General features: G+C 57.7%; 14 protein-coding genes and 2 pseudogenes. 7 read left to right on the top strand and 9 right to left on the bottom strand.

All coding sequences use genetic code 11. The features are described from left to right. Positions 1-61 precede the first annotated feature (61 nt). From DIE22_RS30400 to DIE22_RS30380, 6 genes are all read right to left on the bottom strand, one after another. Positions 62-940 carry a pirin family protein gene (locus tag DIE22_RS30400; protein ID WP_124606732.1) on the bottom strand — a complete coding sequence of 293 codons (879 nt, stop codon included), beginning with the start codon at positions 938-940 and terminating at the stop codon, positions 62-64. Beyond that, complete coding sequence (locus DIE22_RS30395; RefSeq protein ID WP_124606731.1) at positions 937-1,896, bottom strand: pirin family protein; 960 nt, start codon at positions 1,894-1,896, stop codon at positions 937-939. The genes DIE22_RS30400 and DIE22_RS30395 overlap by 4 nt, the downstream gene beginning before the upstream one ends. Then, positions 1,893-2,525, bottom strand: coding sequence for an FMN-dependent NADH-azoreductase (locus DIE22_RS30390; protein ID WP_124606730.1), 633 nt, complete (start codon positions 2,523-2,525; stop codon positions 1,893-1,895). Before DIE22_RS30390 ends, DIE22_RS30395 begins: the two co-directional genes overlap by 4 nt. Before the next feature lie 251 nt (positions 2,526-2,776). After that, positions 2,777-3,082 (bottom strand): hypothetical protein, encoded by a 306-nt coding sequence (locus tag DIE22_RS39355; RefSeq protein WP_409410203.1) that lies wholly within the window; start codon positions 3,080-3,082, stop codon positions 2,777-2,779. 340 nt (positions 3,083-3,422) lie between these two features. Next, positions 3,423-3,773: a helix-turn-helix transcriptional regulator gene (locus tag DIE22_RS30385; RefSeq protein WP_124606729.1), complete on the bottom strand. Its 351-nt coding sequence runs from the start codon at positions 3,771-3,773 to the stop codon at positions 3,423-3,425. Positions 3,774-4,338: 565 nt separating this feature from the next. Continuing rightward, positions 4,339-5,613, bottom strand: coding sequence for a tyrosine-type recombinase/integrase (locus DIE22_RS30380; protein ID WP_124606728.1), 1,275 nt, complete (start codon positions 5,611-5,613; stop codon positions 4,339-4,341). Positions 5,614-6,484: 871 nt separating this feature from the next. Here DIE22_RS30380 and DIE22_RS30375 point away from each other — a divergent pair. Then, positions 6,485-7,114, top strand: a complete 630-nt coding sequence (locus tag DIE22_RS30375) for a hypothetical protein (RefSeq protein ID WP_260426797.1) — start codon at positions 6,485-6,487, stop codon at positions 7,112-7,114. A 49-nt stretch (positions 7,115-7,163) separates the two neighbouring features. Here the strand turns inward: DIE22_RS30375 and DIE22_RS30370 are convergent, their stop codons facing one another. The 3 genes from DIE22_RS30370 to DIE22_RS30360 form a co-directional block, all read right to left on the bottom strand. Continuing rightward, positions 7,164-7,817, bottom strand: a complete 654-nt coding sequence (locus DIE22_RS30370; protein ID WP_124606726.1) for a hypothetical protein — start codon at positions 7,815-7,817, stop codon at positions 7,164-7,166. A gap of 176 nt (positions 7,818-7,993) precedes the next feature. Then, positions 7,994-8,575 (bottom strand): TIR domain-containing protein, encoded by a 582-nt coding sequence (locus tag DIE22_RS30365; protein ID WP_124606725.1) that lies wholly within the window; start codon positions 8,573-8,575, stop codon positions 7,994-7,996. A gap of 261 nt (positions 8,576-8,836) precedes the next feature. Then, the gene (locus tag DIE22_RS30360) at positions 8,837-9,262 is read right to left on the bottom strand and encodes a hypothetical protein (protein ID WP_221623908.1); all 426 of its coding nucleotides are present in this window, start codon (positions 9,260-9,262) and stop codon (positions 8,837-8,839) included. Between DIE22_RS30360 and DIE22_RS30355 the strand changes: the two are divergent. The 6 genes and pseudogenes from DIE22_RS30355 to DIE22_RS30330 all read left to right on the top strand — a co-directional run. Beyond that, positions 9,205-9,744 (top strand): annotated as a pseudogene (locus DIE22_RS30355) (type IV secretory system conjugative DNA transfer family protein); the annotation flags it as partial. The gene DIE22_RS30360 and the pseudogene DIE22_RS30355 sit on opposite strands and share 58 nt — an antisense overlap. Continuing rightward, positions 9,738-10,193, top strand: a pseudogene (locus DIE22_RS30350) (AMP-binding enzyme); the annotation flags it as partial. The pseudogenes DIE22_RS30355 and DIE22_RS30350, both read left to right, overlap by 7 nt. After that, positions 10,190-11,398 (top strand): pyridoxal-dependent decarboxylase, exosortase A system-associated, encoded by a 1,209-nt coding sequence (locus DIE22_RS30345; RefSeq protein WP_124606724.1) that lies wholly within the window; start codon positions 10,190-10,192, stop codon positions 11,396-11,398. The pseudogene DIE22_RS30350 and the gene DIE22_RS30345, both read left to right, overlap by 4 nt. A 28-nt stretch (positions 11,399-11,426) precedes the next feature. Next, a complete protein-coding gene (locus DIE22_RS30340; RefSeq protein WP_124606723.1) occupies positions 11,427-12,536 on the top strand; it encodes an acyl-CoA dehydrogenase family protein in 1,110 nt (369 codons plus the stop codon). Then, positions 12,533-13,126 (top strand): GNAT family N-acetyltransferase, encoded by a 594-nt coding sequence (locus DIE22_RS30335; protein WP_124606722.1) that lies wholly within the window; start codon positions 12,533-12,535, stop codon positions 13,124-13,126. Before DIE22_RS30340 ends, DIE22_RS30335 begins: the two co-directional genes overlap by 4 nt. Then, on the top strand, positions 13,123-14,163 hold the full coding sequence (locus tag DIE22_RS30330) for a 3-oxoacyl-ACP synthase (protein ID WP_124606721.1): 1,041 nt from the start codon (positions 13,123-13,125) through the stop codon (positions 14,161-14,163). Before DIE22_RS30335 ends, DIE22_RS30330 begins: the two co-directional genes overlap by 4 nt. Positions 14,164-14,257: the final 94 nt, after the last annotated feature.

Below are 14,257 nucleotides of genomic sequence, written 5' to 3'. Positions count from 1 at the left end.
TTCATATATCGTCAAAAACTGAGGCGCACTTGGATTGCTGTCGACGACGAAAGCCGTCACGCTAATTGGTCGGACGTAGGGTTCCCATACGGCCCGACTGATAGTCGCGCATAGCACGTTCCAGATCGGCGGCCGAGTTCATGACGAACGGCCCGTATCGGTAGATCGGCGCATCAAGCGGATCTCCACCCACGACGATGAGCTCGGCTCCTCCTCTCGAGCTGATTTGAACCTCACTTCCGAGGGAAAGGCGGCCAATTTGTCCCGCCTGGATGGTCTGCCCAGAGACGGAAGCTGATCCGACCAACACGTATACTGCGAGTTCGTCAACGTCGCGCGGAGCCAGCGCGACGGCACCGCTTGGCAAGAGCGTTGTGTGTGCGACAAACGGCGCACCAGTCGTGACAATCGGGCCGACGTGTTGATCCAGGTGACCGGCGACCAGACGCGTGCGCCCATTGCCATTGGGGGTTTCAAGCACGGGAATTTCCGACGCCTTGACATGGCGATAGCTGGGATCGTCATGCTTGCTGGCCTTTGGTATGTTGATCCAGAGCTGGACGCCATGAAACCAACCACCGTTGCGGCGCATCTCGTCGTCGGGGCTTTCGTCATGGATCACTCCGCGGCCAGCACGCAACCACTGCACTTCGCCGGGCCGCATGCTGCTCACATTACCGAGACTGTCCTTGTGCCACGAAATGCCATCCAACAGCAATGTCAGCGTTTCAATGCCGGCATGGGGATGGGCGGACGCCCCCTTCGCCTCTCCCGGTTTCACGTCGATCGGCCCGAAATGATCGAGAAAAATGAAGGGGCCGACCGCCTCGAACTCTTTCGCGGGGATGGCGCGGCGGACTTCAAAGCCATCGCCTTCTAAGGTGTGGAAGGCGGTATGCACAGATCTAACCGTCCTTGCCTGCATCGTCGAGTTGCTCATGATTGACTCCCTGAGTGGCGACGGCGCGTGACGTCAGAATCGGTGACGCATGGCGGATCGGGCGGCAGCGGAATGAACTCCGTTTCGCCTTCGATTCCGGGGAAGCGACCGTGCCGCCAGTCCTCCTTCGCCTGCTCGATCCGGTCCAAGGAACTCGAAACGAAGTTCCAGTAGACGTGGCACGGTTCGCCCAGAGGCTCGCCCCCGACCAGCATCACATGGGCACAGCCGCGGGCCTGCAGAACGATCTCCGCGCCGGGTCTGAAAACCACCAACTGCGCTTCGCCGAACGTTCCGGCCTGACCGGGCATTTCGATTTCACCTGAGATGACGAACAGCGCGCGCTCGACATAGTTTGCTGGCACCTGCAGTCGCGCACCGGGCCTGAGCACGACATCGACATACATCAGGTCCGAATGGACCGGCACTGGCGAGCGTTCGCCGAAAGCTTCGCCCGCGATGACAGTGAGCGAAACGCCATCGGCCTCCAGCCTCGGCAGCGTGCCTTGGGGATGATGGGAGAAACCTGGCTGCATCTCTTCGAGGGCTTTGGGCAGAGCGACCCAGATTTGCTGGCCAAACATCGATCCATCCTGGATCTGGAACTTCGCAGGGGACCGCTCTGAATGGACGATGCCGCTACCCGCCGTCATCCAATTCACGTCGCCGGGGCGGATCGTTTGTACGCTTCCCGTGCTGTCTCGATGGATCATCTCGCCTTCGAGCAGATAACTCAGTGTCGCCAAGCCAATATGTGGATGAGGTCGGATATTCGGGCCATTTCCGGCACGGAATACGACCGGTCCGAAGTGATCGAGGAAAATGAATGGGCCGACCATCCGGCGCCGTGCAGACGGTAATGCGCGATGAACCTTGAAACCGTCACCGAGATCCCGGACTGGTGGAATGAGCACATCCTCCACCGCCCCATTCTGTGTAGCGCTCGCAATGGTCATTGCCCCTCCTCTGCATCACGACAAGGGCAGGCGGCCTCCGCAAGCGCCTGTTTAGCAGACAACAGTGCAGCCTCGCGAGCTCCGGGACCGAACCCGAGCTTTTCGGCATGTACCAAGGTGACACTGGAAAGTCCGATGAATCCGAGCCGGGTTCGCAAATAGGGCTTCTGGAAGTCCATCGCCTGGGCAGAACCTTCGGAGTAAAGACCACCGCGCGACTCGATGACGATGACCCGCTTGCCAATGAGCAGCCCCTGCGGACCGGCTTCCGAATAGCTGAACGTCTCCTCCGCACGAAGGACATAGTCGAACCAAGCTCGCAGGCCGGTTGGGATGCTGAAGTTGTACACCGGCGCCCCGAGCACGACGATGTCGGCGGCCCGCAGTTCGGCAACCAGTTCGTCCGACAGGGCGCGAGCCGCCAGTTCATCGTCGGTCGCAGCAACACCCCTGACGCCCGCTACATTGGCCGTAGTGAGGTGGGGAATTGGCTTCGCACCCAAGTCCCGATGAATGACGGTTGCCCCTGCGTTCGCCTCCATAAGGCGCTGGACGGCATCTTCAACCAAAATCTTCGAAACGGACCTATCGCCAAGAATACTGCTGTTGAGGACCAGAATATTGGCCATGCCAATTCCCCTCAGGTTCCAAACAAAGCTCAGGATGCCTCCGCGATTCGCAATGCGGTAGACTCGTGGGCAGACAATCTGTGTCGCGAAAAGTGGAACGGCTATGTCGGCGCAAAGTCAGAGGGCGTTATGGCTGCCGGACTCGTAGGACGGAAAGATCGCCGAAACCTATTGCGACAACTATCAAGAGCGACCGACAGGTCTCCGCATGAGGGGCCTAGACTGTCCGCTCGTTCCTGCCGACCGACGAATCACGAAGTGATCTCAGCGACAACGAGAACCGGTTCGGCGTCACACAGCGCCTCGACCTCAATCGTCGGTTCATTGCGCAGGGCCGCCCCCTCGCAGGCCTCAATACGAACCCCGTTGGCGATGACAGAACCGACGGCGGGCACGAAATAGGCACCGCGGCCAATCCTAAGGTCGATTCTGGCCGTGACACGAGCGGGAAGCACGGCACCATAGACCTCAGCGTTCGCTCGGATGGGCAGCGCATCCGGTGCGCCATAGCCGCTGGCGAGCGGAACGAATCGCCCGGCGCGGTCGCCCCTTGGAATCGAACCTGTGCTCCAGCGGGGTGCCTCGCCGCCCCGATTCCCACTTCGAACCAGTCGATAAATTCATCGGCGACCTGCCGCGGATCGACGACGGCTCCATGGCCGGCCACGATGGCCACGCGCTCGATGACTTGCCGCCGTCATCCCGTCACTTCGCGCTATGTCTCTGAGCAATTCGTAGTGACTCTTGATGCCGGGAACCGCGTCGAAGTCGAGTGGCGGAACGGGGACATCCAGCGGACAGCTAAAAGGATCGACGCCGATCAACTCGTAAAGCAGTAAGCTGCACGACAGCAAGGTGAGTTCGTCGGCGCAGTTTATCGCTTTCGAGCGAGTTACTTCACCGTCCGTCATTCGGCTCCGCGGTATCGAGCACTCGCGCACTATCATCAGCAGCAGCCATGGTGCACGAACCACCCGATCGACCAGGGGAAATTCGATCTTGCACGGGCGCCACCCGATCGGCTCGCGAGACCTGCCGCCTCCTAGCACCCGTATTCTCTGGTGGCAGCAGGTCGGCAACCGGGCGAGTCTCAGCCCACTGCCGAACTTCACGTACGAGCCACCCAACCCTCCGGCCCGATAGCAGTCGCGGTTCAGGGAAGGTCTTCTCACGTACAAGCTTCTGTACCGTCGCCGATGATAGTGAAAGTGCCTCTGCCACTTCTTTCAGCGAGAAACAGATCTTCATTGCGACTTCACCTTTCGTCTGTTGCCGTTGATTCCTTGTCTGCGCGGAGGCGTTGTCAACGCGACAACAGGAGAATCGATGAGTACGGCAAGCCCTTCATGCTTACGCTTGACCACGCACATCCAAATTTAATGGGTAATGTCACGCGCGGCAAATGCACTCAGAGAAACAAAATTCCGTTTGTCGGTGCTTCCACCGGACGATGGATTTCCTCAAAGTTCTGCTGTAGTCCTCTGCTAAAAGAGGCGGAGCCGAAATTCCTTTCAGTTCTGCTCGTAGGCGTTGATTCTTTTCGATTCAGGGACGATGGAAATCCTATTCGCGCGACATGTCAGCGGATGAACATTGTTTCGCGCCTTACTTGACGCAATGTCGCCGAGCGCGGTTGCTAGCCGACCGTAGAGGTTACTGCCTGAAATCAGCATCAGAAATTTGGGCGCGAAAACCAGCCCCTATGTAAGGCCCAGCGTCACATGGCTCGTGCGCGAGGTCGGGGCGCGACCCAAGCGCGCGATAGCCGCCCCCCCATCCTCGAACACCAACCACTACAATCGGAATCGCTGGTCTACTTCTTAGCGGGGTACGTTACAGCGATCGATTCCAAGCGATGCGACAACTGCGTGAGCCACTCGCGCCGCTCCCTGTCATAGGTATGTCTGTTGTAGACGCCGATGATTCCAGGCTGTACATGGCCGAGGACTGCCTCGGCAATTTCATTTGGACACCCCAGCATTGCGAGCAGCGTCCGTGTCGTACGTCGAAGATCGTGGGCTGACCAGTGCGTGACAGGCAAACGCGGTCGATCATGTTTCGGCGCAATCTTGCAATATGGTTGGTGATAGTAAACGCCGTGCTGGACCACTGTCTGGTCCATCGAGGTTCCGCGCGACGAAGGAAATAACAAGGTTCCCTTGACCTGATCGAGGCGCCGTCGAACAACGACCTCAGCACGACCTATGAGCGGCACGCGCAGATCAGTTGCCCTCTCGTTGTGCATCCCCTTGGTCCTGTGTTTCGGGACAGTCCACCAGAGGCCGTCGGCTTCCTCCGCCACCTCGGAGCTCTCCATGGCGACGATCTCGCCGCCCCTCGTCCCGGTCCAAAGATAGAGCGTCAACGCATCAGCCACAGTCAAACTGAAGTTCGGTAACCACCGAATCAATGTGCCCAGTTCCTCTGCCGAGAGCACTCGTTTCTGTGTCCCGGTGTACTTCCCCTCGACCTTGCGCCCTTTGCTCTTCAATCGCCCTCGTAGAACATCCTTCCACCGATTTGCAGTGTTTTCGGGAAGACGCCCGGCATCAAGCGCATAATTCCAGGCGCCACCCAGTTCCATGCGAAGACGCGAGGCGAGTACAGGCGTCGACCGATATGACTCGAGGAAATCGAACGCCTGTGCGCGCGTGATGGTCACCGCGCTCACATTCGCAATAGGCCCCAGCATCGCCTTGAATATGCGTGCGACCTCGACCGCCCCCTTGGCCTTACGATTGACTTCTACATACCCTTCCAGATAGTCGCGGCACAGCTCCCTGACGGTGTAGGTAGCCGGCGATGGACGAGCAGTCGCCTCGATCGGCTTTCGACGCAGCGCGGAAAGCTCAGCGCCAGAATCGCGCTCGACACGGCTCTTTTCCCACGCAGAGATGGCTGAGGCGAACGCCATCGCGGGCCACTCGCCGAGCTTGACTTGTCGCATACGGCCATCGACCGGCGACTTGTAGCGATACTTCCACGACTTGCGACTCATCGAAGCCTGCAGGCAGGGTCCCGGAAACCCCTCAAAGGTCATGTGCTCGCCGCTCGGCAGCCTGGCCGCGACGCGTGCATCCAAGCGCACTTTCCGCAGCGTAGGTTTTTCCTGAGAGAAGCATACGCGGCGTAGGTTTTCTGTACAACGCCACAGAAACCTACGCCGACGCAGCAAGTTTAGCTAAGCAGAGACAAGCGTTGATGCCACGACGAAGGCGACGAGAAGCCCTGAATTTCCATTAACATTCAATGGCTTAAAGACATCAACGGATCAATTCAGACCACCTCGGACAAAGCCGAAATTTCGACTATTCGTTCTCTTCGAAGTAGTGACGAAGCCTTTCCTGACAGTACTTCGTTGCGAAACCTACGCTGAAACCTACGCCGGATCACATAGGAACTCTTCGGTAAATTAACGTTGCTTTCCGGCAACAAAAGGAGCGAAGGTGCTCGCAGGCCCTGTCTCAGCGAGGAAGCAGTCACCAAGTTAAGCCTGTGGCGGCGCGCTCCCATACCCACTAGCGGTTCGGACACGAGATCACGGGCGGCGGCCCGATGCGGTCTACCGTAGCCGCCCCATAACTGCCCCTCGATCCTCCGTACCCTTTATCGCGGCTTCCACGGTAGTACGGCCGTTCGAGCAATCGTCTCGGTCTCGATGTCCGGCTTAGACTTGCCGCCGACACCGTCGTGCGCAACGCTGCTGCCGGTTCGGAGTGGTGGCGCATTCTGCCCTAGCCCGCCACACAGGACGCCGACTATACTCGCGCAAAAGCAGTGGTCGGCCCCACGGCGGCCTTGATAGGATTGATCTTGCGCGATGACCGGGTCGAAGTTGGAGCCGTCAGCAAATGCAGGAAGTAGGTCCGCTCTACTGCCGTCCGATGTCGAACTGCCACGTAGGCCAAAACCTTATAATTCTCGTCTATCTACGAATTAGCAATTCGCTACGAGAAATGATGAATCCGATGTTGCCGAGCAGGGAACAGTTTTTCCAAGATCCGGGAGGCTACAGCCGTTCGGGGTGGATGCGTTGGGCGATGATTGCGTCCATAAATGGCGCCGAGCTTGATCCTTCAAAGCAGCCAACCAGTGACGACTTGAAGAATCCGCTGTTATGGCTGACACAGGCAGAAGCTATGTCGCAAGCCGCACTCGTTTTAATTCGAACCGAGCCGTCCTTCGACAACTTACCAGCAGAAATGCGAGGCATTTGCGACAGTCAGTATTGTGCCGTTGCTCTCATGTTGGTTGGCTACAGTCTGGAGATATGCCTGAAGGCAATGATCATCGTTAAAGAAGGCGTTGAGGCGTATTCGGAAGCAGAGCGAAAGTATCTAACCCATGATCTGAAGAAGCTCGCAACGTTCATTGTCGATCTCGATGTGAAGGATCTGGCAACTCTCGAACTGTTGACTCACTTTGTCGCGTGGGCCGGACGATACCCTGATCCCGGAAGCCGGTATATTGAAAAGCACGACATCGTCTTCGAACTCGCCGAACAGAATCAAATCTCGGGACGTAACCTCTTTAAGCTTGCCGCAAAGGTGATGGGCCACGTACGGAATCTTACGGAACCACTGGGTTGACCTTAAAGCGCAGTGAGTGTGTTCGTGCCCGACGAGGCAGCGGACCGCGCTATTCAGCAGGCTTGATTAGTTGGCATGCCAGCTTGACGATCTCGCTTGCATCGAATTTTGATAGGTGATCAATAAGCGCGATCTTTTTCCCGATCCCATTCAAGGAGGTGCCCATAACTATGCCAACGTTATTTGCCGCATCTATCCAAAAACGATCATGGAATTCATCGGTAACAACGTCCTTGATCGAAACTTTTGGCGCAACAACCTTCAGAACCGAATGCATAGGCGATCTCTTGCTCGCCTTACTACCGTTTGTGAAGAATGTCACGGAGCTAAGCTGCTCAGAGAGCGCAGACATCATTTTCCCAAAAAGCGCGACGCAATCAGGATCATCCGAATAAAAATAGGGATCGATAATGAAAAGATCTTTTACGCCATTTAGTTTTTTTACAAATTCAAGAACGATATCCGCGATTTCATCTACATGAATCCCACCATGCATTACCGCATCGCAAGTCAGCGAAAAATTGAACAACGAGAAAATCCCGTTCTCAACAATATATTCACGAAAGTAATTGCGAGCGTTGATCGCATCAAACCTCGCGACGAGAAAATGCGAGAACTCTGGATGTCTGTAGACCTCTTTGACAAAATCCACAACATCTGAACCTTCCTTGTAGCTTTTGACATAAACGATTCCGGAGTCCATAGTCCCTTCTTTATATTGTTGGCGTCGAAGTTTCAGTCTCTTGACAATCCTCGGTGCGTAGAAAACTCGAAGGCTCGATCCTTCATTCGTCCACGAGTAACGACTCAGTGAAGTTTCTGATGCGAGCCTAGCGCGCAATTTTAGCGGCACGATTGCCGCCTTGGTCTATGAGGCAACTACTTCACCCAATTCGCAAAAGAGTCGTAGCCATTGTCAGCTGACCAGCAGTAGGTCTTGTAGCCCAGAGAAGACAGCGATACGGTCTTGCCCCAATGCCGCTCCGGCGCTACCTGTTTGAGCTTGTATGCCCCAAACTCCGCAAACGGGATCCACTTGCCATCTTTCGCCTCCATCGGTTCGACGGACTTTCCGTCTGCACTATATTTCAGCGCAAGATAGTCAAACGGATTCGGCCCGTTTGCCTTGATCTTCCCATCCTTCCCTTTAATTTGGTTGATGTGTACACCAAACACGCGATTTCCACGCCAGATGCTATAGAAGATTTCATAGCGAACCCAAGGACGAGCGTACGTCTGCGACCCGATTAGTATGCAGGTATTCGTTGTGTTTTCGAGGCCGTCATGAATCAACTTTTTGAGCGAAGCGGCCCCCTTCTTCTTGCTCTCCTCCCAGATCGACGCATCGAAGAAACCTGCGTCCTCCCGGTCATCCTTTGCCACCCAATGATTACGGACGACGTTCGCGCGAAAGTCGATTACATCTTGATAGTGAAAGCTAAAAAATACTCTCTTTGCCATGAATTTCCCCGCAGATTGGATAACGTACATATCCACCAACGAAGACCAGAAGATGGTCGGCTTCGGTGGCGCCCCGCATCATAAAAACGCACCCTCTGCGGCGTGGAGTCACCCGTATCTACATCAACACTGCCGAAAACACTCCTGCCCTTTTTGCGTGCACCTGCTTCATGCTTCCAACCGTCGCTCCTTGTTTTTTCTGAAATGTCAAAAACGAAATTACATGACAGCGGCCACTACGATTTGTCCAATCCGGGCTGATCAGTATCTTTTCCAGTCGGGCGCATGCATGCCATCCAGAAACCGGGATCGAACGGATGCAAACGAGTCCTTGCCTGCTTCGTTTCCTCTGGCTGCCATCTCGGCGATCGCCTCGGCATCATCGAGTTTGATCTCCATCGGAGTTTGCTGATTAACCCGGAGATGGCGCGTCGGCCCCAGAAAGCTCTCCGCCAGGAGTAATGCGCCATGCTGCTGGGCGGCGAAGAAAAGGTCTGCGCCGTGCGACGCCCAACCCAACTTCCCTTTTCCGTACGAGTCTGTGAAGTCGGATTCGCTACTCAACGTACCGATACTCAGAACATCGATCCGGTCCATCGGAATTTTCAGATGTCGCACGGATTCGGCCAGTGCAGGCAGAATTGGATTGTTTGCCCAAACACCGCCGTCCAGAAAAGCTTCGGCCACAATCGGTCCATTCCATTGCGAATCATCAAAATAGGTCGGCGCGGCTGCCGGGCTTCAACCTGCGCGTGCTGTCGATCGTGCAATCAATCGCACAATTCGAATCCGTTTACGGGCGATCCGACGCCCGTACCATCATCACGAACCACGCAATGCAGATCCTCTATGCGCCGCGCGAGCAGAAGGACGCGAACGAATACTCGGAAATGCTCGGTACGTTCACCGGTCAGTCGCGCAGTGTGAGCCGCCCCAATGCATTCTTTGGCGGCCGGGGTGGCTCCAGCGAAAGCGTATCCGAACAGCGCCGGCCGTTGCTGTTGCCGCAGGAGTTGAAGGAACTGGAGCGAGATAAGGAAATCATCTTGCTCGAAAACACCAAGCCGATTTTGGCCGACAAGATTTGCTATTGGCGCGATCCCGAGTTCGCCTCCCGCGTGGTACCCGCGCCGCCCGTATCTGCCCTGAACATGGCGCATTTCAGCGCTATCGACCTTCGCCCGAACTGAAACCTGGTGGCGCGGCACGAGATCGTGCGGTCTGGTCAGGCGATCTGGTACGGAGAGATGCAGAAGGATTTCTGTACTTCGTCGCGCGCAACGACGCGCAAATCAAGAGCTCCGGTTATCGCATCAGCCCTGAAGAGGTCGAAGAAGTCGTTCACGACAGTGGCCTTGTCACCGAAGCGGTTGCCTTCGGCATCGCTGACGATGAACTTGGCGAAGCGATCGTCTTGTTGGTCGTACCTGCAGCCACGAGCTTCGATGTTCAAACGCTTCAGGTCTGGTGTGTGGAGCATCTGCCACGCTACATGGTGCCGCATCGCATCGTGGTTCGCGAGACAGTTCCCCGCAACCCCAACGGGAAATTCGATCGGGCCGTATTGCGCGCCGCCTTCTCGAGCCCTGACGCCGCCTCCGATGTGAGGCAGTCATGAACGGGCTGTTTGGGGAGCACAGCGGCGTCCTCACCGTCGGCGGCGTCGAGATCAATCGCCTGGCCGACCGCGCAGGGCGCACGCCATTCTTCGTCTATGATCGCGCAACACTTGACGAGCGGGTGTCCACGCTGCGCGATACGCTGCCAGCCGGTATCGACCTACATTACTCGATCAAGGCCAACCCAATGCCCGCGGTCATCCATCACCTCGCGCCACAGATGGACGGGTTCGACGTGGCATCAGCCAACGAGATGGCACTTGCGCTGAATGCGGGCATGCCAGCAGAACTGATTGGCTTCGCCGGCCCAGGCAAGAGCCGCGACGATTTGCGTCGTGCCGTCGCAAGCGGTGTCAATATTCACCTCGAATCGATCACCCAGTTGCACCTCGTGACAGCACTCGGCTGGGAGCTCGGTGTGCAGCCGAAGGTCGCCATTCGAGTCAACCCGGACTTTCACGTCGATCACAGCGGCATGCGCATGGGTGGCGGGGCCACCCCTTTTGGACTCGATACGGAGCAGGTGCCCGAGCTACTGCGCGAGCTCGATACTAGAGAAGCAACGTTGGCCGGTTTTCACATTTTTTGGGGATCCCAGTGTCTGCACGCCCCGACCGTCATCGAGGCTCAACGGAAAAGCGCGGATCTCGTCGTGAGATTGGCCGGCGGCCTGCCAGTCGCGCCGCAATACGTGAACTTCGGAGGCGGTTTCGGTATTCCCTATTTCGCGGGGGAAACACCGCTGGACCTCGCTGCGGTCGCCGACGCCATGCACGATTGGCTCGGCGTATTCCGCGGTCGTTTACCGGGCACACGCACGGTCCTGGAATTTGGACGATATTTGGTCGGGGAAGCCGGCATCTATGTGTGCCGTGTTATCGATCGCAAGATATCCCGAGACAGAACGTTCCTGATCACGGATGGCGGCCTGCACCACCATCTGGCGGCATCGGGGAACTTCGGGCAGATCCTGCGCCGCAATTTTCCGGTCACGATCGGGAATCGCCAGACTCAAGCCCCTACGGAGCGTTGCCACATCGTCGGATGTCTGTGCACGCCGCTCGACCGGATCGCCGACGACGTGCTGCTTCCCGAAGCTCGGATCGGGGATTTTGTGGTTGTCTTCCAATCGGGTGCGTATGGACGCTCGGCCAGCCCCAGGGACTTTCTTGGCCACCCTGATGCGATCGAGATGCTCGTCTGATCAAGCTCGTTCTTTGTGGAGGATTGTGATGTTCTCCCCTGATTCCTTCCCGCCGGGACTGGCGCCAGCGTCGTGGACACTGACCGACGATCAACGCAACCTCTATATCGCGAGCCAACGCTTCGCGCGCGACCGACTGGAGCCCTTGCTTGCGGGTTCACCCCGTGCAGCAGCATGGCAAGAAACCGTCAGACTCGCAGCCGCAACACTTGATCTTGGAACAATGGTTTTACCCGAGGAACACGGCGGATTGGGAATCGATCGTCGCGGTCTGGCACTTGTTATTGAAGCGCTCGCCGCCGGGCCGCTTGAGCGTGCGGTGGAGCTAACGCTGACAGCACCCGCGCTCATGGTGCTCCGGACGCACAATGCGCTCGGTTCGGTTCTGGCTCGGCCTGTTCAAGCGTACTTCGACGGCACGACAGCGATCGCGCTGTCCGTGCCCGGTATCGACAACGGGGCAATATGGCAACTTGGTCCACTGGGCGGCGCGGCGACCCTCACCATGCGGATAGATGACAAGCGGCGACTCCTCCTCACCGAGCGCTCCCGTGATCAGCGATCTTCGAGATCGACAGGCATCGCCACGCTCGGCGCGCTCGTGTTGGAGCAATTGCATTCTGATGAGGTCGCGGCCGAAACGCCGCTCGCTGTGATTGCACGGGCCGACAGCGATAGCGCTCCTCCCGCGCAAACGTACCTGACGGAAATCGGCCTCTATCTCGCTGCGCTCTTGACGGGCGCCATGCAACATAGCATCCGGTTCGCGTTCGATTACGCGGCAACTCGGCAAGCGTTCCGAAAGCCGTTGGCAAACCATCAACTCGTCGCGGCGCGATTATCCGACATGCTAATCGCCGCCCATGGCATCCGTCTTTTTCTGCAAGCTGTTAGTGCAGCCCGCCCGTCGCCGCCGGTCTTGCTGATCCGTCAGTTACTGCGACACGTCGCGGCCGAGTCGGTCAACGTCAGTCGTGAATTCGTGCAGCTTTGCGGCGGCCACGGTTATGTTGAAGGCCTCCCGCCGGCAGCCCGCTTCCAGATCAGCAATTGGTTTGCCCAACTCCTGCTGCGGATCGACACAGCTCTCGACTGGCTCTCGGAGCCGCGGGACGCGAATGAGGAGGGCGACGTATGAATGGCTGCGCCCCTACGGATGGCACGCTTCAGCCCTCAATGGACAACGCTGCATCACATGCAACTTCCACCACCTGCTGGTTACGCGAACCAGGGCCGAATGACATCAACGACATCGTCGCCTGGCTCGCCCAGCCGACCATCAGTCGGTGGTTCGACTTCGGGCTCGGTCGCCAAGCCTTGCCCGCATTGGCGGTACAAGCGATGGTCCATAGCGGACAGCATCGAATACGCGTATTCGGTTCGACTGGCTATACAGTGCCGAGTGGTATGGTCGCCGTCAGTGACGTCACGCACCGCTTCGCTACGGGCTCGTTCTGGATCCTTCGCGACCGGTTGCGGCCAATCTGCATCAATATGGCTTACAACGCCGCGACATACCTCCTTCATGAAGCGTTCGCCCGTGATCGTCTGCGGTGTATCACAGCATGGGCTGTCGACTGCAATGTTCCGTCGCAACGTCTGCTCGCGCGCTTGGGTTTTCGTCTGATCGGACTGCAACGAGACTGTCATCTCGTCGATGGCACGCGCGTCGGGCGGCTCCTTTATGACCTGCTGCCCGAGGACCTCGCGCTACCACGTGCACCATGAATACGCCCGTGATCACGGCACTTGCCAGCTATGTGCCGCGCACAGTCGCTGTGCATCGTGATTGCGGAATCGAGCCGACGCATGATGCTCCGATACGGTCCGGTTGGCACGCTTGGGTCGCGTCATGGCAAGTAGATTACGCTCCCCACCCCACAAAGAAAGCGGCTGCAACCAGAAGCGGTGTAGTCAACACAGCGGCGGACGAATTTCGATGTGTGCCTGTTGAGCGCGATACCAATCTATCCGGGCTCGCCGCCAAAGTGGCGCAGACAATATGTGCAGCGCGGCCAGCCGATGCAGCGCCAATCGATATTGCCATGTTCTGCCACAGTAGCCTTAACGAGCATGTGTCCACAACGACCGCCGGACGCTTGCGTGCCGTAATCGGCACGCCTTGCTTCCCATTCTCTGTCTCCCAACAGCAAGGGGCCTCCACGTTCACGGCGCTCCAGCTGGCCAGCGATCTGTTGATTGCGGAACGCGGAATCAACACGATCTTGATCGTCGCTGCCGAAAAGTGGTGTTCGCCGTTTTCGCGATGGACCGACCGGGGAATCGTGCAGGGCGATGCAGCCGGCGCCATCCTGGTGGAGCGCTCCGAACCGGCGTCTTGCGGACTGATGGTGATCGACGCTCGCGCCAGCCGCCTCCACCGGCTCGCGACACCAGCCCCGCTCTCAAGCCAAGATATCCGCACAGATTGGGTTCGAGCGCTGCGATCGACAATCGACGCGATACTGCTCCGACACGCGCTTCAACCCAACGACGTTGGCACCGTCGTAGGAGCAGGAATAGATCCGCCACTTGATGAAGCTATTTGCCGACATCTCGGTCGCCGTCTGATTGAATTTTCCGACCACCGTCGCGCCAATCTAGGCGCAGCCGAACCTATCGTGCAGCTCGCCAATGTACTCGAATCTCACGACCTGCCAGTGTGCGAGCGGATCCTGACGTGGGGCGTCGGCCTAGGCGGCTTCGTCGGTTGCGCATTGTTCGAATCACATGGCAGGCCGCTCGTATATCTCAACCCACCATGAGCGTATCCATCGGAATCGTCCATACCGCTTACTACCTGCCTGAGCCGGTCGATGACGTTCGCAGCTGGGGCCAACGAACGAAACAGTCCGCCGA

The organism is Burkholderia sp. Bp9142 (genome assembly GCF_003853415.1).
Classification (GTDB): Bacteria; Pseudomonadota; Gammaproteobacteria; order Burkholderiales; family Burkholderiaceae; genus Burkholderia.
The sequence above is the reverse complement of the archived record's forward strand: the minus strand, read 5'-3'. Positions and strand labels throughout refer to the sequence as shown.